This is a genomic window from Kribbella sp. NPDC004138, from assembly GCF_053603655.1.
Genome location: NZ_JBSGFZ010000001.1, coordinates 315,646 through 338,590 on the forward strand (window position 1 = coordinate 315,646; position 22,945 = coordinate 338,590).

General features: G+C 70.5%; 21 protein-coding genes and 1 riboswitch. Of the genes, 10 read left to right on the forward strand and 11 right to left on the reverse strand.

Going from position 1 to position 22,945, the window contains the following annotated elements:
• Positions 1 to 7: 7 nt before the first annotated feature.
• From ACWEOO_RS01485 to ACWEOO_RS01515, 7 genes are all read right to left on the reverse strand, one after another.
• On the reverse strand, positions 8 to 2,191 hold the full coding sequence (locus ACWEOO_RS01485; RefSeq protein ID WP_452141264.1) for an MMPL family transporter: 2,184 nt from the start codon (positions 2,189 to 2,191) through the stop codon (positions 8 to 10).
• Positions 2,192 to 2,272: 81 nt separating this feature from the next.
• Positions 2,273 to 2,953 carry a response regulator transcription factor gene (locus ACWEOO_RS01490; RefSeq protein ID WP_363710233.1) on the reverse strand — a complete coding sequence of 227 codons (681 nt, stop codon included), beginning with the start codon at positions 2,951 to 2,953 and terminating at the stop codon, positions 2,273 to 2,275.
• The gene (locus ACWEOO_RS01495) at positions 2,856 to 4,133 is read right to left on the reverse strand and encodes a sensor histidine kinase (RefSeq protein WP_452141265.1); all 1,278 of its coding nucleotides are present in this window, start codon (positions 4,131 to 4,133) and stop codon (positions 2,856 to 2,858) included. Before ACWEOO_RS01495 ends, ACWEOO_RS01490 begins: the two co-directional genes overlap by 98 nt.
• Before the next feature lie 181 nt (positions 4,134 to 4,314).
• A complete protein-coding gene (locus ACWEOO_RS01500; protein ID WP_452141266.1) occupies positions 4,315 to 5,736 on the reverse strand; it encodes an FGGY family carbohydrate kinase in 1,422 nt (473 codons plus the stop codon).
• Positions 5,723 to 7,120, reverse strand: coding sequence for an alpha,alpha-trehalose-phosphate synthase (UDP-forming) (locus ACWEOO_RS01505; protein WP_359938745.1), 1,398 nt, complete (start codon positions 7,118 to 7,120; stop codon positions 5,723 to 5,725). Before ACWEOO_RS01505 ends, ACWEOO_RS01500 begins: the two co-directional genes overlap by 14 nt.
• An 8-nt stretch (positions 7,121 to 7,128) precedes the next feature.
• Positions 7,129 to 8,130 (reverse strand): Gfo/Idh/MocA family protein, encoded by a 1,002-nt coding sequence (locus ACWEOO_RS01510; RefSeq protein WP_452141267.1) that lies wholly within the window; start codon positions 8,128 to 8,130, stop codon positions 7,129 to 7,131.
• A complete protein-coding gene (locus ACWEOO_RS01515; protein WP_452141268.1) occupies positions 8,121 to 9,605 on the reverse strand; it encodes an amidase in 1,485 nt (494 codons plus the stop codon). The genes ACWEOO_RS01510 and ACWEOO_RS01515 overlap by 10 nt, the downstream gene beginning before the upstream one ends.
• Positions 9,606 to 9,673: 68 nt before the next feature.
• Here ACWEOO_RS01515 and ACWEOO_RS01520 point away from each other — a divergent pair, with 68 nt between their 5' ends.
• From ACWEOO_RS01520 to otsB, 3 genes are read left to right on the forward strand one after another with little or no spacing between them, the layout of a single operon-like run.
• On the forward strand, positions 9,674 to 9,982 hold the full coding sequence (locus ACWEOO_RS01520) for a DUF3263 domain-containing protein (protein WP_452141269.1): 309 nt from the start codon (positions 9,674 to 9,676) through the stop codon (positions 9,980 to 9,982).
• Positions 9,983 to 9,984: 2 nt separating this feature from the next.
• Positions 9,985 to 10,662 carry a LytR C-terminal domain-containing protein gene (locus ACWEOO_RS01525; RefSeq protein WP_452141270.1) on the forward strand — a complete coding sequence of 226 codons (678 nt, stop codon included), beginning with the start codon at positions 9,985 to 9,987 and terminating at the stop codon, positions 10,660 to 10,662.
• Positions 10,659 to 11,492, forward strand: coding sequence for a trehalose-phosphatase (gene otsB / locus ACWEOO_RS01530; protein WP_452141271.1), 834 nt, complete (start codon positions 10,659 to 10,661; stop codon positions 11,490 to 11,492). The genes ACWEOO_RS01525 and otsB overlap by 4 nt, the downstream gene beginning before the upstream one ends.
• Here the strand turns inward: otsB and ACWEOO_RS01535 are convergent.
• Positions 11,458 to 11,925: a hypothetical protein gene (locus tag ACWEOO_RS01535; protein WP_452141272.1), complete on the reverse strand. Its 468-nt coding sequence runs from the start codon at positions 11,923 to 11,925 to the stop codon at positions 11,458 to 11,460. The two genes, otsB and ACWEOO_RS01535, sit on opposite strands and share 35 nt — an antisense overlap.
• 154 nt (positions 11,926 to 12,079) lie before the next feature.
• Between ACWEOO_RS01535 and ACWEOO_RS01540 the strand changes: the two genes are divergently transcribed.
• The 5 genes from ACWEOO_RS01540 (at position 12,080) to ACWEOO_RS01560 (ending at position 17,161) form a co-directional block, all read left to right on the forward strand.
• Positions 12,080 to 13,024 (forward strand): DNA-3-methyladenine glycosylase family protein, encoded by a 945-nt coding sequence (locus tag ACWEOO_RS01540; protein ID WP_452141273.1) that lies wholly within the window; start codon positions 12,080 to 12,082, stop codon positions 13,022 to 13,024.
• A 22-nt stretch (positions 13,025 to 13,046) separates the two neighbouring features.
• Entirely contained in the window at positions 13,047 to 14,273 is a 1,227-nt protein-coding gene (locus ACWEOO_RS01545) for a cation:proton antiporter (protein WP_452141274.1), read from the forward strand.
• A gap of 65 nt (positions 14,274 to 14,338) precedes the next feature.
• Positions 14,339 to 14,479, forward strand: a riboswitch (SAM riboswitch).
• A 13-nt stretch (positions 14,480 to 14,492) separates the two neighbouring features.
• A complete protein-coding gene (gene thrC / locus ACWEOO_RS01550; RefSeq protein ID WP_363710243.1) occupies positions 14,493 to 15,752 on the forward strand; it encodes a threonine synthase in 1,260 nt (419 codons plus the stop codon).
• Entirely contained in the window at positions 15,749 to 16,024 is a 276-nt protein-coding gene (locus tag ACWEOO_RS01555) for a ubiquitin-like small modifier protein 1 (protein WP_355473980.1), read from the forward strand. Before thrC ends, ACWEOO_RS01555 begins: the two co-directional genes overlap by 4 nt.
• A gap of 120 nt (positions 16,025 to 16,144) precedes the next feature.
• Complete coding sequence (locus ACWEOO_RS01560) at positions 16,145 to 17,161, forward strand: zinc-dependent alcohol dehydrogenase family protein (protein WP_452141275.1); 1,017 nt, start codon at positions 16,145 to 16,147, stop codon at positions 17,159 to 17,161.
• Here the strand turns inward: ACWEOO_RS01560 and ACWEOO_RS01565 are convergent, their stop codons facing one another.
• The 3 genes from ACWEOO_RS01565 to ACWEOO_RS01575 form a co-directional block, all read right to left on the reverse strand.
• Positions 17,162 to 18,385 carry a hypothetical protein gene (locus tag ACWEOO_RS01565; protein ID WP_452141276.1) on the reverse strand — a complete coding sequence of 408 codons (1,224 nt, stop codon included), beginning with the start codon at positions 18,383 to 18,385 and terminating at the stop codon, positions 17,162 to 17,164.
• A gap of 225 nt (positions 18,386 to 18,610) precedes the next feature.
• Positions 18,611 to 19,558, reverse strand: a complete 948-nt coding sequence (locus ACWEOO_RS01570; RefSeq protein ID WP_452141277.1) for a dihydrodipicolinate synthase family protein — start codon at positions 19,556 to 19,558, stop codon at positions 18,611 to 18,613.
• 9 nt (positions 19,559 to 19,567) lie between these two features.
• Positions 19,568 to 20,680: a mandelate racemase/muconate lactonizing enzyme family protein gene (locus tag ACWEOO_RS01575; RefSeq protein WP_452141278.1), complete on the reverse strand. Its 1,113-nt coding sequence runs from the start codon at positions 20,678 to 20,680 to the stop codon at positions 19,568 to 19,570.
• A gap of 95 nt (positions 20,681 to 20,775) precedes the next feature.
• Here ACWEOO_RS01575 and ACWEOO_RS01580 point away from each other — a divergent pair, with 95 nt between their 5' ends.
• Together ACWEOO_RS01580 and ACWEOO_RS01585 are read left to right on the forward strand one after the other, a co-directional pair.
• Positions 20,776 to 21,750 (forward strand): LLM class flavin-dependent oxidoreductase, encoded by a 975-nt coding sequence (locus ACWEOO_RS01580; protein WP_452141279.1) that lies wholly within the window; start codon positions 20,776 to 20,778, stop codon positions 21,748 to 21,750.
• A gap of 97 nt (positions 21,751 to 21,847) precedes the next feature.
• Entirely contained in the window at positions 21,848 to 22,930 is a 1,083-nt protein-coding gene (locus ACWEOO_RS01585; RefSeq protein WP_359938491.1) for a hypothetical protein, read from the forward strand.
• Positions 22,931 to 22,945 lie beyond the last annotated feature (15 nt).

Genomic DNA, 22,945 nt, shown 5'->3' on the forward strand with positions numbered 1-22,945 from the left:
AACCGGTTCAGTGGGCCGGTTCGGGTTCCTTCGGCGCGGGGACGGGCGGGAGGTTCCTGCGCAGGGTTTCGCCTTCGACGTCGACGTTGGGGAGGAGGCGATCGAGCCAGCGGGGGAGGTACCAGGCTCGCCGGCCGAGCAGCGCCATCACGGCCGGTACGACGGTCATCCGGACCACGAACGCGTCGAGCGCGACCGCGAGGGCCAGGCCGAAGCCCATCTCGCGGATCAGCGTCTCGCCGGACAGGATGAACCCGGAGAAGACCGCCGTCATGATCACTGCCGCCGCCGTAACCACCCGGGCTCCGTGCGAGAACCCGTCGACGACGGCCGTCCGCGGCGCCGCGCCGTGCACGTGTTCCTCGCGCATCCGGGTCACCAGGAAGATCTGGTAGTCCATCGCGAGCCCGAACACGACACCGATCAGGAAGATCGGCAGCATGCTGATCACCGGCCCGGTCTGCCCCTCGATCCCGAACAGCCCGGCCAGCCAGCCCCACTGGAACACCGCGACCAGGGCGCCGAACGTCGCCACCACGGTCAGCAGGAACCCGAGCGTCGCCTTCAGCGGCACCAGGATCGAGCGGAACACCAGCATCAGCAGCAGGAACGCGAGCCCGACGATCAGCGACAGGTACGGCAGCAACGCGCCGCCGAGCTTGTCCGAGATGTCGATGCTGACCGCGGTCGCCCCGGTGACCGCCACCTCGGCGCGGCCGCTGTCGGGCATCGACCGGATCGCCGTGACCAGGTCCTTGGTCGCCTGCGTACTCGGTCCGCTCGACGGGATCACCGTCAGCAGCGCGGTGTTCCCGGCCGGGTTGAAGACCGGGGGCGTGACCATCGTGACGTCCGGCAGCCCACGTACGGCGGACGCGGTAGCCGTTGCCGCGGCGCGCGGATCGGGAGACGCTCCGGCGTCCACCACGACCATCAGCGGGCCGTTGAACCCGGGCCCGAAGCCCTCCGAGAGCAGCTCGTACGCCTTGCGCTGCGTGGAATCGGGTGCCGCCGTACTGTCGTCGGGCAGCCCGAGTTCGAGGTCGGTCGCCGGGATCGCCAGCGTGCCGAGACCGATGACTGTCACCAGCAGCACGGCCAGCGGTCGCCGGGTGACGAACCCTGCCCACCGGCGTCCGGCCGTCGACCGTCCGGCCGCTTCCGGATCGCCGCCGCGCAGACCGGGGATCCGGCCGCCGAGCACGCGCCGCCCGGCGAACCCGAGCAGCGCCGGCAACAGCGTGAGCGCGATCGCGACCGCGATGACCACGGTGAACGCGGCCGCGAGGCCCATCTGAGTGAGGAACGGGATGTCGACCACGAACAAGCCGGCCAGTGCGATCACCACGGTCAGGCCCGCGAAGACCACGGCCGATCCGGCGGTACCGACCGCGCGGCCGACCGCCTCCTCCGGCTCCAGCCCGCTGCTGAGCTCGTGCCGGTAGCGCGACATGATGAACAGCGCGTAGTCGATCGACACCGCGAGCCCGATCATCAGCGCGAGGATCGGCGTTCCGGAACCGATGTCGACGAAACCGCTGATCGCCGAGATCGCGGTGACGCCGATGCCCACGCCGATGATTGCCGACAGCAACGGTAGGCCGGCGGCGATCAGCGAGCCGAACGTGATCAGCAGGACGACCGCGGCGACACCGATGCCGATCACCTCGGTGAGCTGTTGCTCGCCCTGCGCCTGCATCGCGTCCCCGCCGTACTCGACGGTGAAGCCGGCCGCGCGGGCCGGTTCGACCGCCGCGGCGACGGCCTCTTGGGCCTCGGGGGTGACCTCCTGGGCGGTGACCTTGTAGGTGACCTGCGCGTAGCCGGTGCGTCCGTCGGGGGAGATCGCCTTGGCGGTGAAGGGGTCCACGACGCGCGCGACCTGCGGCGCGGTGGCGAGCCGGTCCAGGGTCTGCCGGACCGGGGGCGTGTCGGTGAGTTTCTGGCCGGCCGGTGCCTGGAACACGATCCGGGCGGTCGCGGCGTCGGCGCCTGCCTGCGGGAAGCGCTCGTTGAGCAGGTCCGCGGCGCGCTGCGACTCGGTACCGGGGATCGAGAAACCGTTGGCGGTCGGGCCGGACAGCGTCGCCGCACCCGCGATCCCCGCGGCGAGCAGCCCGAGCCAGATCAGCACGACGAACCGTCGCCGGCGGAAGGCGAAGCGGCCGAGGCGATAGAGATACGTAGCCATGCCGCCGATGCTTCCGGCGGCACGTCGTCGCCCGCGTCTGCCCGTGGCGGGCTTCTCGGCGTACCGCGTTCGCCGTACCGGCTACCGCGGCTGCGGTACGCCGGGACGCACGAGGCCCGTCTGGTACGCCAGGACGACGAGCTGCGCGCGGTCGCGGCAGTCGAGTTTCACCATCGCGCGGTTCACGTGGGTCTTCGCCGTCGACGGGGAGAGCACCAGGCGGTCGGCGATCTCGTCGTTGGACAGGCCGAGGGCGACCAGGCCGACGATCTCGCGCTCGCGGTCGGTGAGCGCGTCGAGGATGCCGGCGCCGATCGCGTGCCCGGCGGTGGGTTCGGCCAGGAAGCGGTTCATCAGGCCCCGGACCGCCTTCGGGGACAGCAGGGCGTCGCCGCGGGCGACCACCCGGATGGCGTCGATCAGCTCGGCCGGTTCGACGCTCTTGCCGAGAAAGCCGCTGGCGCCGGCGCGGATCGCGTCGAACACGTACTCGTCGACCTCGAACGTGGTCAGGATCAGCACTTTCACGCCCGCGAGCGCCTCGTCCGCGGTGATCATCCGGGTCGCCGCGAGCCCGTCGACCTCGGGCATCCGGATGTCCATCAGCACCACGTCGGCCCGCTCGGAGCGCGCGAGCTCCACCGCGTCCCGCCCGTTCGAGGCCTCAGCAACGACCTCCAGATCTGGCGCTGAACTCACCAGCACCCGGAACCCGCTCCGGATCAGCGTCTGGTCGTCGGCCAGCAACACCCTGATCGTCACCTTCAACTCCAGTCTCCAGAGGAAGCACAGCACGTACGACGAACCCGCCTGATGCCCGTGGCGCGGTGTGTAGGGTGCCGCCGACGGCGGCGACACGCTCACGCATCCCGATCAGACCGTGGCCCGCACCCAGGTGGGTGACGACGGGGCCGGCGGGGTGAGGGCCGGTGTCTGTTACCTCTACCGTCAGGCTGGTCGGGGTGCGGGTGATGCGGACGTCGGCGCTGGCGCCGGGGGCGTGTTTGAGGACGTTGGTCAGGGATTCCTGGACGACTCGGTAGGCCGTGAGTTCTATGACTTCCGGGAGTTTGCCCAGTGCCGGCGGTGGGGTCCAGTTGACCTCGACGCCTGCGGCGGTGAAGGAGTGGATGAGGGCGTCCAGCTCGTTCAGCGAAGGGGCCGGTGCGGTCGGGAGCGGAGAGCCGGAACGGCGGAGTACGCCGAGGAGAACGGTCAGTTCCTGCAGCACGGTGCGGCCGCCGGAGCGGACCAGGGCCAGGGCGCGTTCGGCCTCGTCGGGCTGGGTCCGGAGGACGTGGGCCGCGACGCCGGACTGCACGTTCATCAGCGCGATGTGGTGGGCGATGACGTCGTGCAGCTCGTGCGCGATCCGCAACCGTTCCTCGATCACCCGCCGCTGGGCCTCCTCGTCGCGGGACCGCTCGGCCCGCAGCGCCCGCTCCTCGAGCTCCATCAGCCAGGCGCGCCGGTTCCGCACCGCCTCGCCGATCGCGCCTGAGAACAGCACGAAGAAGACCAGACCGAGGTTGTCCAGCACGTCCCCGCTGACGAACAAGGCCTCGGCGACCAGCGTCGCCAGGGCCGTGCCGATGACCACCACGCAGCGGGTCAGACGGTCGTCCTTCGCCAGGACGACCGTGAAGACCGCGACGCCCATGAAGAGCACGATCGGGCTCTTGGCCTGCTCGGCGATGACGAAGGCGATCGCAACACCCGTCGTGACCACCAGCACGGTGATCGGCGCCCGTCGCCGGAACGTGAGCGCAACGGCACCCACGACGGCCAGGACGACGACCGTCGCGTTCAGCTCGATCCGCTCGCCGACGTGCTTGCCGCCGGGCACCAGCAGGTTGATCAGCAGGATCGTCAGGGCGAGCGCAAGGTCCAGCACCAGCGGATGCCGCGCCGAGGCACGGCAGAACCGGATGAGCCGTTCCATGCCTTCACAGTACGTGGCCGCCCGCCCGACCGCCTCGTCCTGCGGCAGTATCCCGGCCGTACCGCAACCGCAGTAGAGCGGCAGCTCGACAGGATGTATACGTCCACTAGGCGGGATCGGCCGTCCCGCTGAGCGTGAGCGTGGCCGGACGGACCGGACACATCCTGTCGAGCTTGCCGATTCAGAGGGCCGAAGCCTGGACAGCCAGCTCGCGCAGGGGCTCGTAGCGCGCCCGCAGGGCGGCCAGGCGGGCCACCTCGTCGGCGACCGGGGTGAGGTGCTCGCCGCCCGGCTCGGGGGAGAGGCCGAGCGCCACGGCGGCCGCGCCCCGCGCGCCGACCTCCGGCTCGGCACAGACCGTGGTGGGGCGGGCGAAGGTCGCGGTCAGGCAGCGGCGCCACCACTGCGAGGCGTCGATCCCGCCGCCGCCGAGGACGACGTCGAGCTGCTGCCCGAACAGCGTGTCGAGGGTCCGCAGCCCGCGGTCGATCTCCAGCGAGGCGCCTTGCAGGGCCGCGGCGAGCAGGGCGGCCGGGGTGTCGTCGAACGACAGGCCGAAGTACACCCCGGACCCGCCGGGTACGACGGCGGGCGGCCTGGTGCCGGCCATGAACGGGATCGCGATCGCGTTCGTCGTCCCGATCTCGACGCCGGCCGGTTCGTCGGACTCCAGCCGTAGGACGCCGGTCAGCCAGGCGTGCAGGTTCCCGGCCGCGGAGAACGCCATACCGGTCACGGCGCGCTTGTCGTCGACCCGGTACCGCCAGAGCTCCCAGGGCAGCTCCGGCGCGTTCTCGATCGGGTGCACGACCCGTACGGCGGCCGAGGTCCCCACGGTCACCGCGGCGGTGCCCGCGTCGTACCCGCCGGTGCCGACGTTCGACGCGGCTCCGTCACCGGTCGGCGGATGCACGGGTACGCCGACCAGCCCGGGCCAGCGGCGTGCGTACTCGGCCGACAACGTGCCAGTCCACCCGGTCGGCACGATCGGCGGCAGCTGGTCGGCCGTCACACCGGCGATCTCCAGCGCCTCGTCGTCGTACGCACCGGTGGCGAGGTCGAGTGTGCCGGTCCCGGAGGCGACCGAGACCGACGTGACGCGCTCACCCGTCAACCGCTCCAGCACCAGGTCCGGCAGGCCGGCGAACTGATCGGCGGAGGCGGTGGACAGCAGCCAGGGGATCCGGCGGGTCCAGTACAGGCGGTGCAGCCACGCGCCGGTGCGGGCGTGGAAGGCGTGCTCGTCGAACGACGTCCAGAGACCGAGGTCGACCGAGCGGGTGTCGGCCCACGTGATCACCGGGGTGCGCGCCGCGCCTTTGGCGTCGAGGGCAACGATCGAGTGCCACTGCGAGGACAGCACGATCGCGCCGATGCCGTCCAGGTGGCCGTTCTGCTCGAGCTCGTCGAGACAGCCGAGCAGGCCCTCGACGTACTCGTGCAGGTCGAGCGTCGCCGAGCCGTCGTGGCCGTAGGCCGGGGAGATCTTGTGCCGTGCGAGCGCGCCCGGGATCGGTGTGGCGTCGTCCGCCGCCAGGACGAGTGCCCGCGCCGAGGACGTACCCAGGTCCAGCGCGAGGACCTTCCCGTCAGTCCTCGTCATGCAGAGCCTTCAGGAAGGTCTGCGCCCAGACGTTCACGTCGTGCGCGGCCAGGTGCTTGCGCATCGCCTTCATCCGGCGGCCGAGCTGCCGGTCGTCGGTGTTCATCGCGTCGACGATCGTGTCCTTCATGCCGTTGATGTCGTGCGGGTTGACCAGGAACGCCTGCCGGAACTCGTCCGCCGCCCCGGCGAACTCGCTCAGCACCAGCGCTCCGGTGTCGTCGTACCGCGTCGACACGTACTCCTTGGCGACCAGGTTCATGCCGTCCCGCAGCGGGGTCACGACCGCGACGTCCGCGGCCCGGAGCAGCGCGGCCATCTCGGTCCGCGAGTACGTCGTGTGCAGGTAGTTGATCGCCGGCGTACCGATCCGGCCGTGCTCGCCGTTGATCCGCCCGACCAGCAGCTCGATCTCGTCGCGGAGCACGCGGTACTGCTCGACCCGCTCCCGGGACGGCGTCGCGACCTGGATGAACACCGCGTCGTCGACCGAGATCCGCTTCTCGTCCAGCAGCTCGCCGAACGCCCGCAGCCGCTGCCGGATGCCCTTGGTGTAGTCGAGCCGGTCGACGCCGAGCAGGATGTGCGTCGGGTTGCCGACCTCCTCGCGCATCTCGGCCGCCCGCGCGGTGGTCTCCGGCTGCCGGGCGAGCTTCTCCAGCTCGTTGACGTCGATCGAGATCGGGAACGCCTTCGCCCGGACGATCCGGTCGTCCGGCAGGTGGATACGGTCGCCGCGGGTCCGCAGGCCCATCCGGTTGCGGGCCAGCCGGGCGAAGTTCGACGCCGCGCCGGGCCGCTGGAAGCCGACCAGGTCGGCGCCCATCAGGCCGTCCAGGATCTGCCGCCGCCACGGCATCTGCGCGAACAGCTCGGTCGGCGGGAACGGGATGTGCAGGAAGAACCCGATCCGTACGTCGGGACGCAGCCGGCGCAGCATCGCCGGGACCAGTTGCAGCTGGTAGTCGTGCACCCAGACGTCGGCGTTGTCGTCGGCGGCCTCCGCGGCGGCCTCCGCGAACCGCCGGTTGACCGCGACGTACGACTCCCACCACTCGCGGTGGAACTCCGGCGCCACGATCACGTCGTGGTACAGCGGCCAGAGCGTCGCGTTCGAGAAACCCTCGTAGTACAGCTGCACGTCCTCGGCGGACAGCATCACCGGCACCAGGTGCATGCCGTCGTTGTCGAACGGGTCCAGCTTCTCGTCGGGGCTGCCGGTCCAGCCGATCCAGGCGCCGTGGTGGCCCTGCATCACCGGCGCCAGCGCGGTCACCAGGCCTCCGGGACTTCGGCGCCACGCGGTGCTGCCGTCGGGCATCTCGGTCCGGTCGACCGGCAGCCGGTTGGCCACCACAACGAAGGAACTCCTACCGTTCGGCATCTTCAGCGTCATCCACTCAGGTCGTCGTCGTCACCGGGGTAGCGAACCCCGATCTGGCTCCGGGTCTCGTCGAGCAGTTCGAGGATCTCGAGCGTGCCGGCGTGGGGGAGAGCCGGAACCTCGATCAGTCCCTGGCGCAGCGCGCGGATCACTTCTGCCGCCTCGTAGTGGTACCCACGGCCATGCGTCGGGACGTCGATCCGCTCCGCTCCGGAAGCGGTCGTGCGCACGTAGTACTCGGGGTGGTGGAAGCGGTGCGGGAGCTGCAGGTTGCCGTCCGGGCCGCTGATCGACGCGACCCACGGGTTCTGCGAGCGCAGGCCGCAGGTCAGCGCGGCGACCGCGCCCGAATCGTACCGCCAGGCCATCGCGACGTTCAGGTCGATCCCGTCCTGGTTGAGCGAACCGACCGCCTTCACCTCCGCTGGCCGGCCGAGCGCCAGGTAGGCGAACGTCATCGGGTAGATGCCGCCGTCCATCAGCGAGCCTCCCCCGAGCGCCGGGTCGAGCAGGCGCGCCGGCAGTGCGGGTTTGTGGAAGGCGAAGTCCGCGACCACCTGCTGCGGCTCGCCGATCACGCCGCGCTCCAGGTCCGCGAAGACCGCCTGGATCACCGGGTTGGTGCGCATCCACATCGCCTCGGCGAACAACGTCCGGTGCTCGGCGGCGAGTGCGATCAGGTCCTTGGCCTGCGCCGCGGTCAGCGTGACGGGCTTCTCGCACAGCACGGCGACGCCGGCCTGCAGCGCCGTCCGGGCGATCGCGTAGTGCTGCGGGTGCGGGGTCCCGACGTAGATCACGTCGACCTCGCCGGAGTCGATCAGTCGCCGGTAGTCGTCGTACGCGTGCGGGATACCGAACTCGGCGGCGAACTTCCGCGCGCTCTCCTCGGAGCGGGACGCGACCGCGGCCACGACCGCATCGTCCGGGAGCAGCGCCAGATCGTGCGTGAACTGGGTCGAAATGTTGCCGGTTGCAACGATTCCCCACCTGACGCGATCTATACCCACTGTGTGAACTCCGGGGTCGGGAACGGTCCGTCTGCAACGATTCTCGCGGTTTCGAAGGCGTGAGCCAAGCGAATGAGCGTGACCTCACTTCGCGCCGTACCGCTGATCGTGATCCCGACCGGCAGTCCGGCGACCGTCCCGGACGGCACCGAAAGCAGCGGATAGCCCGCCAGAGCGGCGTGTGACGACGAACTTCCGAGAACGTGGTCGCCGTTCACCAGGTCGATCGCCCAGGCCGGCGAGTACGACGGGCTGACCAGCGCGTCGAGCTGGTTGTCACGCAGCAGGTTGTCGATGCCGTCCCGCCCGGCGCGGAGCGCGGTGAGGCGGGCAGCGACGTACACCGGGGCGTCGAGACCCTCGGTGGCCGCGGCGCGCTCGAACAGCTCCTGGCCGAACCACTGCAGCTCCTGGTCCGCATGCTGGTTGTTGAACGCGATCAGGTCGTCGAGCGTTCGCGGACCGCCGTGCGCACGGGTGGCGAGGTACGCCGCCATGTCGACCTTCAGCTCGTGGGAGAGCACCTGCAGTTGGTCCTCGTCGCCGCCCGGTGTCGGCAACGACAAGTGGTCGACCAGCGTCGCTCCGCACTGACTGAGGAGCTCCAGCGCACGCTCGGTCACCTGGTCCAGGCCGGTCGAGTAGCCCCAGAGCGGACCGCGCGGTACGCCGATGCGCACGTTGCTGAGGTCCGCGCCGCGGCAGTACTCGGTGTAGTCGGTGTGACCGCCGGTGAGGACCGAGAGCAGCGCAGCCGTCTGAGTAACCGTCTTCGTCATCGGTCCGGCGGTGTCCTGCGAGTGCGAGATCGGGACGATGCCCTGCTGCGAGATGAGCCCGACGGTGGGCTTCAGGCCGACCACGCCGTTCAGCGCGGCCGGGCAGACGATCGAGCCGTTGGTCTCGGTGCCGATCGCGTAGTCGGCGAGCCCGGCCGCGACGGCCGCGCCGGACCCGGAGGAGGAGCCGCCCGCCGACCGGTTCAACGCGTACGGGTTGCGGGTCAGGCCGCCGTACGCGCTCCAGCCGGACGAGGAGGCCGAGCCGCGGAAGTTCGCCCACTCGCTCAGGTTCGTCTTGCCCAGGATCACGCAGCCCGCCGCGCGCAACCGGCGGACCAGCGGCGCGTCCTCCGGCGGCGGTGGCTGGTCGGCCAGCGCCAGCGAGCCGGCTGTGGTCGGCAGGCCGGCGGTGTCGATGTTGTCCTTGACCAGCACGGGTACGCCGTGCAGCGGGCTACGGACCCGCCCTTCGTCACGCTCGGTGTCGAGACGGGCGGCATCGGTGAGCGCCGCGGGATTCGGAGTGCAGACGGCGTTGACCAGCTGGTCGACCTCACGAATCCGCCCCTGCAACTCCTCCACGAGCGCCACGCTGGAAGAAGTTGAGCTCACTGGAACGATCCTGCCAGAGTTGGCTGCGTCCGGTTGCCTTGTCAGCGACACGCTTCGTGTCGGTCCGGCGGTGAATGACATGGCTGTCGTTCTGCACGTAGAGTGGCTGGCGGACGGACGATCACCGACCGCACAGGAGTCAGCAGCAGATGGACAGCGCCAACGCCAGCTCTCCCGGCCCCGCCGAAGCTGCGCTGCCGGTCGTCGCCGGGCTCTCTGAGAGGGACGGCCAGATCCTCGCCTTCGAGCGGCACTGGTGGAAGTACGCCGGTGCGAAGGAGCAGGCGATCCGGGACCAGTTCCAGATGTCGGCGACCCGCTACTACCAGGTCCTGAACGCACTGATCGACCGCCCCGAGGCCCTCGCGCACGACCCGCTGCTGGTCAAGCGCCTGCGCCGCCTCCGCGCCGCCCGCCAGCGCGCCCGCTCCGCTCGCCGCCTGGGCATCGAGGTCTGACCATGTCCCGCCGCCTCAGGGCGTGCCTTGCTGCTCCGCGCCCGCGGGGCGAGCAGGGGCAGGTGCTGTCCTCCTTCGTTGCCGTGGCTGCTGTGGTCGCGATCGTGGCCGGACTGCTCGTGCTGTTCGGGACCCGTGGGCACGACAGCAAGGCCGACGAGAAGCCGGCCGGCGCGAGCACGCCGAAGGCGTCGGAGAAGCCGTCCACCGGGCCTTCGACGGTCGGGGCCAGCGTGCCGAAGCCGTCCACCAAGCCGTCCGCTGAGCCGACTCCCGCGCCGACGACCGCACCCAGCAGCGAGCCGCCGTCCACCGAGCCCACCACCCAGCCGAGCCAGCCGTCAGAGACGACACAGGCCACGCAGCCGCCGAAGCCGACGCAGCCGGTCACGATCCCGGCCGAGGAGCGCCCGGCGATCGAGGTGTACAACAACACCTCGCAAAAGGGCTTGGCCGACTCGGTCGCGAGCCGCGCGCGGCAAGCCGGCTGGACCGTGGCCGGCTCCCCGGACAACTGGCACGGCAAGATCGCCGAGAGCACGGTGTACTACCCGCCGGGCATGCTCGACGCCGCCAACCAACTCGCCCGCGACATCGGTGTCGGCCGGACCAAGGGTGCGCTGGACAACATGAAGAAGGATCGCCTGACCGTGATCCTGACCTCGGACTACTCAGGATGAGTACTCCGGTCATTCAGACCGAGGCGGGACGGGAAGGCTGGGAAGCCATCGTCTCGGACCCGGCGAGTGCCGTGATCTCGTCGGACTTCGACGGCGTCCTCTCGCCGCTGGTCGAGGACCCGGCGTTGTCCCGCCCGGTCGAGGGCGCTCTGGACGCGCTGGCCCGGCTCGCCCGGAGCGTGAACCAGGTCGCGATCGTCACCGGCCGGCCCGCGCTGGTCGCCACCGAACTGTCCGGGGTGAGCGGTCACCCGGGGCTCGGGAATCTCGTCGTCCTCGGGCACTACGGGCTGGAGCGCTGGGACGCCGCCACCGGCATGGTGACGAGTGAGCCGGTGCCGCCCGGTGTCACGACGGCTCGGGACCGGCTGCCGGGACTGTTGCGCGAGGCCGGCGTACCGGACGCGTTCGTGGAGGACAAGGACAGCTCGCTGGCCGTGCACACCCGCCGGCTGGACGATCCGGTCGGGGCCTTCGAACTGCTCCGGGCGCCGTTGACCGCGCTCGCCGAGGAGACTTCGTTGCGGCTCGAGCCGGGCAACCTCGTGCTCGAGCTGCGGCCGCCCGGGATCGACAAGGGCGTCGCGCTCCGCGGCCTGATCGAGTCGACCGGCGCGCGATCGATCCTGTACGCCGGTGACGACCTCGGCGACCTGGCGGCGTACCGGGCGATCCAGGCCGAGCGGGAGGCCGGGCTGCGCGCCGTACTGCTGGCCACGCGGTCCTCGAACGCCGCCGAGCTGATCGAGGCCGCGGATGTCGTCGTCGACGACCCGAGCGGTGTGGTGACCGTCCTCACGGCGCTTTCGGACGCGATCTCAGCACGCTGAGGGTCTGCGTCACGGTCTTGCCGATCGGCTGGATCGGCCGCTCGACGTAGCCGCCGTCCTTCAGGTTCGCGAGCCGCTCGAACGGGTTCCGCGACGCCGGGTCGCCGGTGAGCAGGAACGAGACGACCACGCCCACGACGTACAGCGGGAGCATCAGCAGGCCGATCAGGCAGAAGTACTGCCACGAGTGCCGCTCCTCGTGCCGGACCAGGGCCGCGTTGTCGAAGTAGGTGCGGTCGTGCTTGCTGAGTACGACGTTGCCGATCGTGAACGCGCCGGCGATCGGAAAGCCGAGCTTGTACTCGTTCGCGAAGTACAAGCCCCGCGGTCCCCGGGAGAACGTCGCCCGTCCGAGCACGCCGACCAGCCCACCCGCGAGCGTCGACAGGTTGAGAAAGTTCCCCACCAACTTCACCCACTGCCAGGCGGTCATACCGCTCAGTATCGATCCGATCGGTGCCGAAGGACAGGAGGTGTCTGCCTTCCCGCGCCGCTGCCTGGGTTCGGCATGCGTGCGGACCCATGTACGTACCTGTGTACGTCCTGTCGTTAGGGACCCTGTCGGTGGGGTAGGTCAGACTTGGCGGGTGAGTTCGGTGCGGATGTGGCGTCCTGGGCGGGTGGTGGATCCGCAGTCGGTGATCGGCGGGTTGCGCAAGGGGCCCGGCGATCCGGCGTACGTGTTCGACGCGGCGCGGCGGACGGTGTGGCGGGCGACGCGGACTCCGGAGGGGCCGGTGCTGTTGCGGCTGACGCCGCATGCCGGATCCGTCGAGGCCGAGGCGTGGGGGCCGGGGGCCGAGTGGGCGCTCGACGGGGTGCCGGAGCTGCTCGGCGACCGGGACAGCTGGGAAGGGTTCGAGCCGCTGCCCGAGCACCGGGTGCTGGTGGACGCGGCGCGGCGCTTCCCGCATCTGCGGGTGCCGCGGACCCGGGCGGTGTTCGAGGCGATGGCGGCCGCCGGGATCGAGCAGGTGGTGACCGGCAAGGAGGCCTTCCGGGCGTGGCGACTGCTGCTGCGGGAGTACGGCGAGCCGGCGCCAGGGCCTCATCAGCAGGGCAACCGGGTGATGATGGTGCCGCCGGCGCCGGAGGAGTGGCGGCAGATCCCGTCCTGGCAGTGGTTGCGCGCCGGGGTCGAGGGCCGGCGATCGCGGGTCGTCATCACGGCCGCGACCCGGGCGAAGGCGCTGGAGCGGACGCTCGAGCTGAGTGACTCCGCGGAGATCGAGCGGCGGCTGCGGTCGCTGCCGGGAGTCGGCGTGTGGACGGCGGCCGAGGTGCGCCAGCGGGCTCACGGCGACGCGGACGCCTTCTCGTTCGCGGACTACCACGTGTCGCGGAACGTGTCGTACGCGCTGATCGGCGAGGAGCTCGACGACGACGGCTGCGCCGAACTGATCGAGCCGTACCGCGGTCACCGCTTCCGGGTGCAGCGCCTGATCGAGCTGGCAGGCATCGGCCATCCTCGCTTCGGTCCGCGCAAGTCCCTGCCCACCCACACGCCGGGGGCCACGCATCGCCTGAGGTAGCCCTGGGCACAGGTGCCTGACGATGATCATCAACGGGGACGGCCTGTATCTCGTGGCAGGCCTGGCCCTGCTGCTCGGTGCCGTACTGCCCCGGTTACTGGCGCGGTACGCCGTTTCCGCGCCGATCGCCTTCCTCGGTGCGGGCCTGGTCCTCGGCCTCGCCGTCGACCGCGCTCACCTGAGTCCGATCGCGCAACCGGCGCTGACGAAGCACCTGGCGGCGCTGACCGTGATCGTCGCGCTGATGGGCGTCGGCCTGGCCATTGACCGGCCGATCAGCCTGCTCACCTGGGCAGTCACCTGGCGGTTGCTGTTCGTCGCGATGCCGGCCGGGATCGCGGCGCTGGCCGGGGCGGGTTGGCTGCTCGGGCTCGCTCCGGCGACCGCACTCCTGATCGCGGCGGTGCTGGCGCCGACGGATCCGGTGCTCGCGTCCGACGTCCAGGTGGAGGGGCCGACGACCGGCGAGGACGCCGAGCTCGACGAGGACGACGAGGTGCGGTTCGCGCTCACGTCCGAGGCGGGCCTGAACGACGGGATGGCGGCGCCGTTCGTGTACCTGGCGGTCTTCGTCGCGACCAAGACCCTGTCGCCGTGGCAGTGGGTCGCCTGGGACGTGGTCGGGAAGTCGCTGATCGGGGTCGCGATCGGCTTCGGGGCGGGCTGGTTGCTCGGGCGGATGACGTTCTCGGCGCCGTCCCGGAGCCTGCGGCTGTCGGAGGCCCGGGAGCCGGTGCTCGCGCTTGCTCTGACGGTCGGGGTGTACGGGCTCACCCAGGTGCTCCACGGGTACGGGTTCGTCGCTGTGTTCGTCGCGGCGCTCACGCTGCGCTCGGTGGAGAGCAAGCACGCGTTCCACGGCGAGCTGCACGACTTCATCGGTGAGCTCGAACACATCCTCACCTGGGGCGTCCTGCTCCTGCTCGGCGCCGCGGTCACCGCCGGGCTGCTGAAGCCGCTCACGGTCGCCGGCGCCGCTGTCGGCGTACTGCTGGTCTTCGTGGTTCGTCCGCTGTTCGGGTGGCTGTCGCTCGCGCGCTCGGGACTCCGGCGGTCCGAACGCTGGGCGACGGCGGCGTTCGGCGTCCGCGGCGTGTCGTCGGTGTACTACCTCGCCGCGGTCGGAGCGCATTTCCGGGACGACCTGCCGTGGCTCTGGGCGACTCTGGGGTTCACGGTGATCCTGAGCGTCGTTGTGCACGGGGTCGCGGCGACGCCGGTGATGCGCTTCCTGGAGCGCCGGGGCTGAGATCCCGCGTCTCGAATACTGGGAACGCGGGACACAATATGGACCCGATTGGGTAATCTCGGGGGAGCTCATCCAGAGGGACTGAGGGAAACGGCCCGTTGACGTCCCGGCAACCCTCCCCGTCGAGACCCCGTCCGGGGCTCTCCGCGAGGGAACGGTGCCAAATCCGTCCCGCGCCGAGATCCGGCGACCGGGGAAGATGAGGAGGGAACCTCACTCATGAGCCTGACCGCCACCCACACGATCCGTGAAGGTGCCTTCGGCAACGGTACGCACCTGAGCTGTCGCGCCTGTGGGGCGAAGTCGCCGCTCGGCCCGTTCTACGCCTGTATGGAGTGCTTCGGCCCGCTCGAGGTCGGATACGAGTACCCGAACATCACCCGCGAGCAGATCGAGGCCGGCCCGAAGAACATCTGGCGGTACCAGCCGCTGCTGCCCGTCCCCGTGGACGTGGCCAGCTTCCCGAACACCGAGCCCGGCTACACCCGGCTCGTCGACGCGCAGAACCTGGCCCGCGAGCTCGGGCTGCGCAAGCTGTGGGTGAAGGACGACTCGGGCAACCCGACGCACTCCTTCAAGGACCGCGTCGTCGCCTCCGCTCTGAGCGCCACCCGCGAGCTCGGCATGAAGGTCTTCGCCTGCCCGTCGACCGGCAACCTGGCGAACGCGGTCGCCGCGGCCGCCGCCCGGGCCGGCATCCGCTCGGTCGTGTTCATCCCGCACGACCTCGAGCGCCCGAAGGTGATCACGACCGCTGTGTACGGCGGGACGCTGGTCGCGGTCGAGGGCAACTACGACGACGTGAACAAGCTCGCCTCCGAGATCGCCGGCGAGGAGGAGGGCTGGGCGTTCGTGAACGTGAACGTCCGCCCGTACTACTCCGAAGGCTCCAAGACGCTCGCCTTCGAGATCGCCGAGCAGCTCGGCTGGCGGCTGCCGCAGCAGATCGTGATCCCGGTCGCGTCCGGGTCGCAGCTGACCAAGATCGACAAGGGCTTCACCGAGCTCGGCAAACTGGGCCTCGTCGACGCCACCGACTACAAGGTGTACGGCGCGCAGGCGACCGGCTGTTCGCCCGTCGCGCAGGCGTTCCGCGACGGGCACGACGTGGTCAAGCCGGTGCGCCCGGACACGATCGCGAAGTCGCTGGCGATCGGCAATCCGGCCGACGGGCCGTACGTGCTGGACGTCGCCCGCCGGACCGGCGGCGCGATCGAGGACGTCAGCGACGACGAGGTCGTCGAGGGCATCCAGCTGCTGGCCCGCACCGAGGGCATCTTCGCCGAGACCGCGGGCGGGGTGACCGTCGCGACGCTGAAGAAGCTGATCGCGACCGGCCAGCTCGACCCCGAGGCCGAGACGGTGATCATCAACTCCGGCGACGGGCTCAAGACGCTCGACGCCGTGGCCGACCGGGTCGGCCCCAAGGTGACCATCCCCGCGTCGTACGACGCCTTCGTGAAGGCAGGCCTGCAGTGAGTGTGAGCGTTCGCGTCCCGACCATCCTGCGGCCCTACACCCAGGGCGTGTCCGAGGTGTCCGCCGAGGGCACGACGCTGACCGAGGTGCTCGACTCGCTCGACGCGTCGTACCCCGGCATCAAGGGCCGCGTCCTGGACGACGCGGGCGAACTCCGCCGCTTCGTCAACGTGTACGTCGACGACGACGACGTCCGCTTCGCCGAAGGCCTGCAGACCACCATCAAGGACGGCGGCCAGGTCTCCATCATCCCCGCGGTCGCCGGCGGCTGACGCCTCCCCGCCCCGGTTGTCGAGTCGTGGATTTCGGCTGGCGCTCGGCGCCGATTTCCACGACTCGGTGGATGGGGTGGGAGCCGATCGCCACGAGTCGGCGCGGCTTAGGATTCTGGGATGCGAGCGGTCGTAGTTGCGGAGTACGGCGTACTGCCTGAGGTTCGGGACGTGCCTGAGCCCTCGCCGGCTGCCGGGGCGGTCGTACTGCGGGTTGAGGCGACGGGGCTGTGCCGCAGCGATTGGCACGGGTGGATGGGGCATGACTCCGACATCGTGCTGCCGCATGTGCCGGGGCATGAGCTGGCCGGGACGATTGCCGCGGTCGGCGCCGGTGTGACCGGGTGGGCGGTCGGGGATCGGGTCACGACGCCGTTCATCTGTGCATGCGGCTCGTGTGAGCAGTGCCTTGCCGGTGACCAGCAGGTGTGCCCGAATCAGCTGCAGCCCGGGTTCAACTACTGGGGATCATTCGCCGAATACGTCGCCGTACCGTATGCCGCGGTGAACCTGGTCCGGCTGCCCGACGACATGGACTTCGCCACCGCCGCTGGCCTGGGGTGCCGCTTCGCCACGTCGTTCCGCGCCGTCCACCAGGTCGGCAAGGTCGTCGCCGGCGAACGCGTCGCAATCTTCGGCTGCGGCGGCGTCGGTCTCTCCGCCGTCATGATCGCCGCCGCTCTGGGTGCTGAGGTGATCGCCATCGACACCAATCCGGCGGCGCTCGAGCTGGCCCGCACCTACGGCGCTTCTCAGATCCTCGAAGCCTCCGCCGACACGGTCAGCCAACTGCGCGATCTCGGCGGTGCACATGTGACCATCGACGCACTCGGGTCCAGCGACATCGTCCAGCAAGCATTGACAGCTCTCCGCCCCCGCGGCCGCCACGTCCAGGTCGGCCTCCTCCCCAACGGCGTCCAGTTGGACGTAGGCCGCCTCATCGGCCAGGAACTCTCCTGGCTGGGCAGCCACGGCATGCCGGCCCATGCTTACCCCGAGATGCTGGATCTGGTTGCCCAAGGCAAGCTCAACCCAACCCAGCTGATCACCCGTACCATCACCCTGACCGAAACCCCTGCCGCCCTCGCCGCCCTCTCCAACGGCACTCCACCAGGCGTCACCGTCATCACCCCGTAGTTACAGGCGGATCAGGTACACGGTGGGTGGGCGGCCGGTGCGGCCGTGTTGTTGGGTGCCGGTGGGGGCGGCGAGGCCGGCTCGTTCGAGGCGTTTGAGGACTCGGCGGGCGGTGCGGAGTTGGACGGCGAGGTGGTCGGCTACGTCTTGGGTGGTGAGGCCGTTGGGGAGGGTGGCGGTGAGTTCTCGCATGCGGGCGAGGGTTTGGGTGTTGAGGCCGACCCGGCGGGCCAGGAGCGGGAGGCTTTCGGTGCCGCGGGCGCCGGCCGGCTGTTCGCCGGAGGGTTCGATGACGATCTCGACGTCGTCGGACATCGAGACCACCCCGGCAACAGTGCCGATCGAGGCGGCGCGGCCGACTGCGCGGCGGGCGAGCGCCTCGGCTTCGGCTGCCGTCCGGCCGACGCCGAAACCGACGTACGCCGTGGTGTGCCGGGCCGCGAGGTGGTCGAGCAGCGGCATCCGGGAGAACTGTTCGGTGGCCTGTTCGAGCAGCCCGCGGGTGGTGACGACGAGGTGCCGGCCGTCGGGCAGCGCCGCGAGGCTGCCGCCGAGGGTGATGAGGTCGGCGGCCAGCGCGTCGTCGGGCTCGGGGAGGTCGATGACGCCGAGCGCGACCTGGGCGTCGCCGACGTGCTGGCCGGTGGTGGTCAGGATCAGCGCCTGCAGGGTGGAGCGGATCGAGTACCGCGACGGCGCGAGCCGCACGGACGGCATCTCGTTCTCGATCAGGTGGAACGCCGAGCCCAAGCAGCTGATCGCGACCTTCGTGTCGTGCTTGTCCCGCGCGGTGCGGTGGAACGCGACGATGTCGTCCGACGTCAGGCCCGGCCGGTACGGCAGCACCTGGATCTGGTCCGTCGGCAGCTTCGCCTCGATCAGGGTCTCCAGGACCTCGGCCCGCCGCAGCGTGTCGATCGAGAACCGGGTGACGTTGTGCCCGAGCCGCAGCAGCTCGACCAGTGCGCGCAGCAGGGTCGCCCCGTCGTACGAGACGTACATCGCGGGCCGGTCGATCACCCCGGCCTCGGTGGCGATCGTGTACGGGACGACGCCGGTGAACAGGAACGCGTCGACGGCGCTGTGCGCCTGCTCGACGAGCTCGACGGCCTCGGTCTCGTGCCGGTACGGCAGCGGCAGCAGTGTGGTCCCGCTGGGGGCGCCGACCACGGTCACCCGCTGGACCAGGTCCTCAGGCCCGACCACCCCCACCGCAAGCGCCATCAGCCACACCCTGGAGCTGAGCAGATCCTCACGGCGGTCCTCCGACGACTTCTGGTCTGGCCCTCAAGTCGCAGAATAGCGCAGCGGGCTCCGAGATCTTGACGTTCAGGCCTTGCTCTCCTAGTTTCGGTCAATACCACAATTGCCGCCACCCCTTGCGGTGGGCCCGGGGAGCGTCGGTGTGGTGGAGCGAAGGAGGGAGCGCGCCACCTCACTGCTCCCTGGCTAGTGCAGCTCCTCGAGGCAGCGGATCACCAGATCGCGCTCGCCCGGCGGCAGCTCCGGTCCGTACGGGTCGTGGGCGGCCGCGGCCGGCACCAGTCCCTCCCACTCGGCCGCCCACAGCATCCGCTGCACGTAGCCCTCGATCGGCGCGTAGAACGTCGCCGCCGCGAACCGGTCCAGCCGCTCCGACGCGGTCAGGAACCCCGAGTGGTCGCCGGCCGTCCAGGCCCGCAGTACGGCGGCCGACAGCTCGACCTGCGCCGACGCGATCCCGACGAGCGCCGTGTCCGCGCCCCACATGAACGACGGCCCGTACATCCGGTCCTCGCCGGTGATCAGGAGCTTGCCGGTGCCGCGCCCGGCCCAGATCGCGTCCTGGCAGCCGATCGCGCGGTCGAGCGTCGCCGTCTTCACGCCGAGCATCGCGTCCAGCGACAGCAGATCGCGGATCAGCTCGGGCGGATACGGATACCCGCCCGCCTCGCCGTGCAGGTAGAACCCGACGAGCGGCAGCCCGCTCTCGGCCGCGACGCGCTCGTGCAGCGCGACCGCCTGCGCGTGACCGTCCGGCCGCTCGCCCAGCGCTGCCAGCGGATAGACCATCACCGCGTCGGCCCCGCCAGCCGCAGCGGCCCGTGCCATCTCCACCGTCGCGTCCGCGGCGTCCTCCAGCGACTGCGCCGCAGTCGCCTTCGGTACGCCGACACCGGCGACGATCGGCACGTCGGTGGCGGACCGCCATGTCTCGAGCACCTTCGCGCGGTCGCCCGGTGACAGGTACAGCCCGCGCCCGGTGTGCGCCCATACGGCGACGCCGCCGATCGTGTGCCTGGTCAGCGTCACGGCGTACGCCGACAGGGCGTCGTACGCGACGACGCCGTCGGAATCCATCGGGGTGACGACCGCGGGAAGCAGTGTCCCGCGAAGCCTCTCGACGAGTGGATGCATGATGTCCTCTCAGACGTCGTGCCCGAGACCGGGGCGTTTCGGTACGTCGATCCAGCCGTCGCAGTCGGCGAACACGCTCGGGGCCAACGGGTCCTCGTCGACCATCAACGGCCCCACCAGATCCGCCGCGACGGTCGCTCCGGGTACGGCGGCGGCCAGGTGTACGGCGGCCAGTGTGGCCACGCCCAGCTCCGGCATCGAGCCTACCTTCACCGCCAGCCCGGCGGCCTCGGCCACCGCGGCGATCTGCAGCGCCCGGTGTAGCCCGCCGACCTTGAGGATCTTGATGTTCAGTACGTCGGCCGCACCGCGGCGGGCGATCTCCAGCGCGTCGTGCAGTGAGTGCATGCTCTCGTCGACCATGACGCGCACGTCGAGGCGGTCCCGCAGCCGCACCAGGCCGGCCAGGTCCCATCGTGGCAGCGGCTGCTCGAGCAAGGTCAGCCCGGCCGCGCTCATCTTGGCGAGGTACGGCAGCGCGGTCGTCGCGTCGTACCCCTCGTTGGCGTCCAGGCACAGCTCGGCGTCGGCGGGGATCGCGGCGCGGACGGCGCGGATCAACTCGAGGTCCTTCGCCGGGTCGTGGCCGCCCTTGACCTTCAGGTGCCGGAACCCGCGGTCGGCGTACTCGGCTGCCTCGGCGGCCATCTCGTCGAGCGTGCCGAGACCGACCACCCAGGTCGTCTGCACCCGGTCGCGGACGCTGCCGCCGAGGAGGGCGTGCACCGGCCAGCCGCTCATCCGGCCGGCGAGGTCGAACAGGGCGATGTCCAGGCCGGACTTGGCGACCTGCTGGCCGCGCAGTACGCCGTCCATGGCGATGTGGGCACCCGCACGGTCGAGCGGGTCGTGGCCGATCAGCGCCGGTGCGAGGTGCTCCTCGATCGCGGCCTGGACGCCGGCCAGCGTCTCGCCGGTGTACGCCGTCATCGGGGAGGTCTCGCCGATCCCGACGTCGCCGTCGGCCGTGTGCACCTCGACGACCAGGCTGATCAGCTCGTTGCTGACCCCGCTGCTGATCTGGAACGGCCGGCGGTACGGCGCGCTGACCACGCGGGTTTTGACCGCGCTGATCGGCGCCGCCCCGGCCGGCAACCCCGCCGGTAGTGCTGCAAGACTCATTTCCGGCTCCTAGGGTCGCAATCTGCGCGGAAAGCATTTACGGTCAAGACCGTAAATACCGTGAGCGCTCCCTGTCAACGGAAGGTGGCACCCCGATGCGGCTGGGTCTGTATCTGAACCTGTACGGCACCCCGGACGAGCGGCCGCAACTGGCCGACGCCGTCGAGCAGGCGCGACTGGCCGAGGAGGCCGGGTTCGAGTGGATCGTGCTCGGCGAGCGGCACCTGCATCGGCCCGGGTACCACGAGATCCTGACGTCGATGACCTGGCTGGCCGCGCACACGTCGCGGATCGGGATCGCGACGGCCGGCGTCGTGGCGCCGCTGTACGACCCCGTCGTCCTGGCCGAGACGCTGGCGCACCTGGACGTCCTGTCGGGCGGGCGGCTGACGGCCGGCTTCGTGCTCGGGTACCGGCCGGAGGAGTTCGCGCTGTACGGCGTCACGCAGGCCGAGCGGGTCGCGCGGTTCGAGGAGTGCCTGGACATCGTCACCAGGCTGTGGACCGAGGACGAGGTCAGCTACGACGGCAAGTTCACGAGCATCAGCGAGGCCTACCTGTCGCCGCGCCCGGTGCAGAACCCGCGGCCGCGGCTGTGGAACGGCGGCCGGGTGTCCGCGGTGCTGGAACGGACCGCCCGGATGTGCGACGGCTGGACGACGTCCTTCAACGAGCTGGACGCGGACCTGCCCGGCAAGATCGCCGAATACCGGTCGTACCCGCGCGGCGAGGACACGCTCGGCGCCGAGGTGATCCTCTGCCGGGAGGGATTCTGCGGGTCGACCTCGCAGGACGCCCGGCGGACGCTCGAGGAGCCGCTGCGCGACCTGTACGACGCCTACACGGGCTGGAAGCGCACCTCCACCGACGCGAGCCGCTACACCCAGGGCTGGGACGAGATCGCCGACCGCAGCGTGATCGGCTCGCCGGCCGAGTGCGCCGAGCGGCTGGCGCACTACGAGCAGATGGGGGCCGACGGCATCGTCCTGCGGATCCAGCCGCCGGGGATGCCGCAGCGGGACGTGCTGCGCTCGATCGAGGCGTTCGGAAATCTCATCGGTTCCAGGTGAGGCGTTACGCAGGGTGTACGTCGTAACCTCTTGGTGACGGAGGTTGTCCCGCCACTGCCGGCGGGACACGGCTGACCGTCGACGGGAGGCGAGCGGGATGGCCGAGGTGGTCTTCTGGATTGTCGTCTTCCTGCGCTTCGCCGTACCGCTGCTGATCCCGCGCTGGCCGCTGCCCGCGGTGCTGGCCTCGCTGGTGCTGGACGCCGCGGACCAGACGATCTTCCAGGCGTTCGGGTACGACCCGCCGTTCTACCAGAGCTACGACAAGGCGATGGACGTGTTCTACCTGTCCATCGCCTACCTGGCGAGCCTGCGCAACTGGTCGAACCTGCACGCGGTCAAGGTCAGCCGCTTCCTGTTCTTCTATCGCCAGATCGGTGTGCTGCTGTTCGAGCTCACCGGCGTCCGGACGCTGCTGCTGATCTTCCCGAACACGTTCGAGTACTTCTTCATCGCCTACGAGGGGATCCGCGCCCGCCGGAACCCGCTGCGCTACAGCCTGCGGTTCTGGGTGCTGGTGGCCGCCGGGATCTGGATCTTCGTCAAGCTGCCGCAGGAGTACTGGATCCACGTCGCCGAACTCGACTTCACCGACACGGTCCGCGACGTCGCCTGGTTCGGGCCGGCCGTGGTGATCGGGCTGCTCGCCCTCGCCGCCGTGGTCTGGTTCGTGGTGCGGCCGCGGCTGCGGCCGCCGGACTGGCGGTTGCGGCTGACGGCCGATCCGCTGCCGGCCGCGATCGACGAGGCCGGCGAGCGGGCTGCGTTCCGGGCCGAGCACGGCAGGGTCTTCGGCTGGTCGGCGGTGGAGAAGATCTTCCTGATCGGCATCATCAGCGTGATCTACGGCCGGGTGCTGCCGGGCGTCGACGTCAGCGACTTCCAGCTCTTCCTCGGGATCGCGTTCTTCGTCGTGATCAACTCCGCGATCGGCCTGTGGGCCGCCCGGCGCGGCTACGGGTGGGACTCGGCCGCGATCTCGTTCGCCGTGGTCTTCGGGCTGAACGTGCTGATCGTGTTCGTCGAGGACCTGCTGCTGAGCCGCCGGGGCGACGGCCTGTCGCTCGGCGACACGTTCTTCTTCATCTTCCTGTTCAGCATCCTGACGGTGCTCTACGACCGGTACCACCCGGTCAACGAGTACCGCACCGCCGCCGCGAAGAACGAGGTCACGCCCTAGACCGCACACCGAACC

What these genes read in the sequence shown, in the direction of transcription:
- ACWEOO_RS01570 (WP_452141277.1), bottom strand. Translation starts at nt 19,558, where the DNA reads ATGCATCCACTCGTCGAGAGGCTTCGCGGGACACTGCTTCCCGCGGTC.
- ACWEOO_RS01485 (WP_452141264.1), bottom strand. Translation starts at nt 2,191, where the DNA reads ATGGCTACGTATCTCTATCGCCTCGGCCGCTTCGCCTTCCGCCGGCGA.
- ACWEOO_RS01505 (WP_359938745.1), bottom strand. Translation starts at nt 7,120, where the DNA reads ATGCCGAACGGTAGGAGTTCCTTCGTTGTGGTGGCCAACCGGCTGCCG.
- ACWEOO_RS01515 (WP_452141268.1), bottom strand. Translation starts at nt 9,605, where the DNA reads ATGTCATTCACCGCCGGACCGACACGAAGCGTGTCGCTGACAAGGCAA.
- ACWEOO_RS01535 (WP_452141272.1), bottom strand. Translation starts at nt 11,925, where the DNA reads ATGACCGCCTGGCAGTGGGTGAAGTTGGTGGGGAACTTTCTCAACCTG.
- ACWEOO_RS01545 (WP_452141274.1), top strand. Translation starts at nt 13,047, where the DNA reads ATGATCATCAACGGGGACGGCCTGTATCTCGTGGCAGGCCTGGCCCTG.
- ACWEOO_RS01580 (WP_452141279.1), top strand. Translation starts at nt 20,776, where the DNA reads ATGCGGCTGGGTCTGTATCTGAACCTGTACGGCACCCCGGACGAGCGG.
- otsB (WP_452141271.1), top strand. Translation starts at nt 10,659, where the DNA reads ATGAGTACTCCGGTCATTCAGACCGAGGCGGGACGGGAAGGCTGGGAA.
- ACWEOO_RS01585 (WP_359938491.1), top strand. Translation starts at nt 21,848, where the DNA reads ATGGCCGAGGTGGTCTTCTGGATTGTCGTCTTCCTGCGCTTCGCCGTA.
- ACWEOO_RS01565 (WP_452141276.1), bottom strand. Translation starts at nt 18,385, where the DNA reads ATGGCGCTTGCGGTGGGGGTGGTCGGGCCTGAGGACCTGGTCCAGCGG.
- ACWEOO_RS01560 (WP_452141275.1), top strand. Translation starts at nt 16,145, where the DNA reads ATGCGAGCGGTCGTAGTTGCGGAGTACGGCGTACTGCCTGAGGTTCGG.
- thrC (WP_363710243.1), top strand. Translation starts at nt 14,493, where the DNA reads ATGAGCCTGACCGCCACCCACACGATCCGTGAAGGTGCCTTCGGCAAC.
- ACWEOO_RS01495 (WP_452141265.1), bottom strand. Translation starts at nt 4,133, where the DNA reads ATGGAACGGCTCATCCGGTTCTGCCGTGCCTCGGCGCGGCATCCGCTG.
- ACWEOO_RS01525 (WP_452141270.1), top strand. Translation starts at nt 9,985, where the DNA reads ATGTCCCGCCGCCTCAGGGCGTGCCTTGCTGCTCCGCGCCCGCGGGGC.
- ACWEOO_RS01500 (WP_452141266.1), bottom strand. Translation starts at nt 5,736, where the DNA reads ATGACGAGGACTGACGGGAAGGTCCTCGCGCTGGACCTGGGTACGTCC.
- ACWEOO_RS01520 (WP_452141269.1), top strand. Translation starts at nt 9,674, where the DNA reads ATGGACAGCGCCAACGCCAGCTCTCCCGGCCCCGCCGAAGCTGCGCTG.
- ACWEOO_RS01575 (WP_452141278.1), bottom strand. Translation starts at nt 20,680, where the DNA reads ATGAGTCTTGCAGCACTACCGGCGGGGTTGCCGGCCGGGGCGGCGCCG.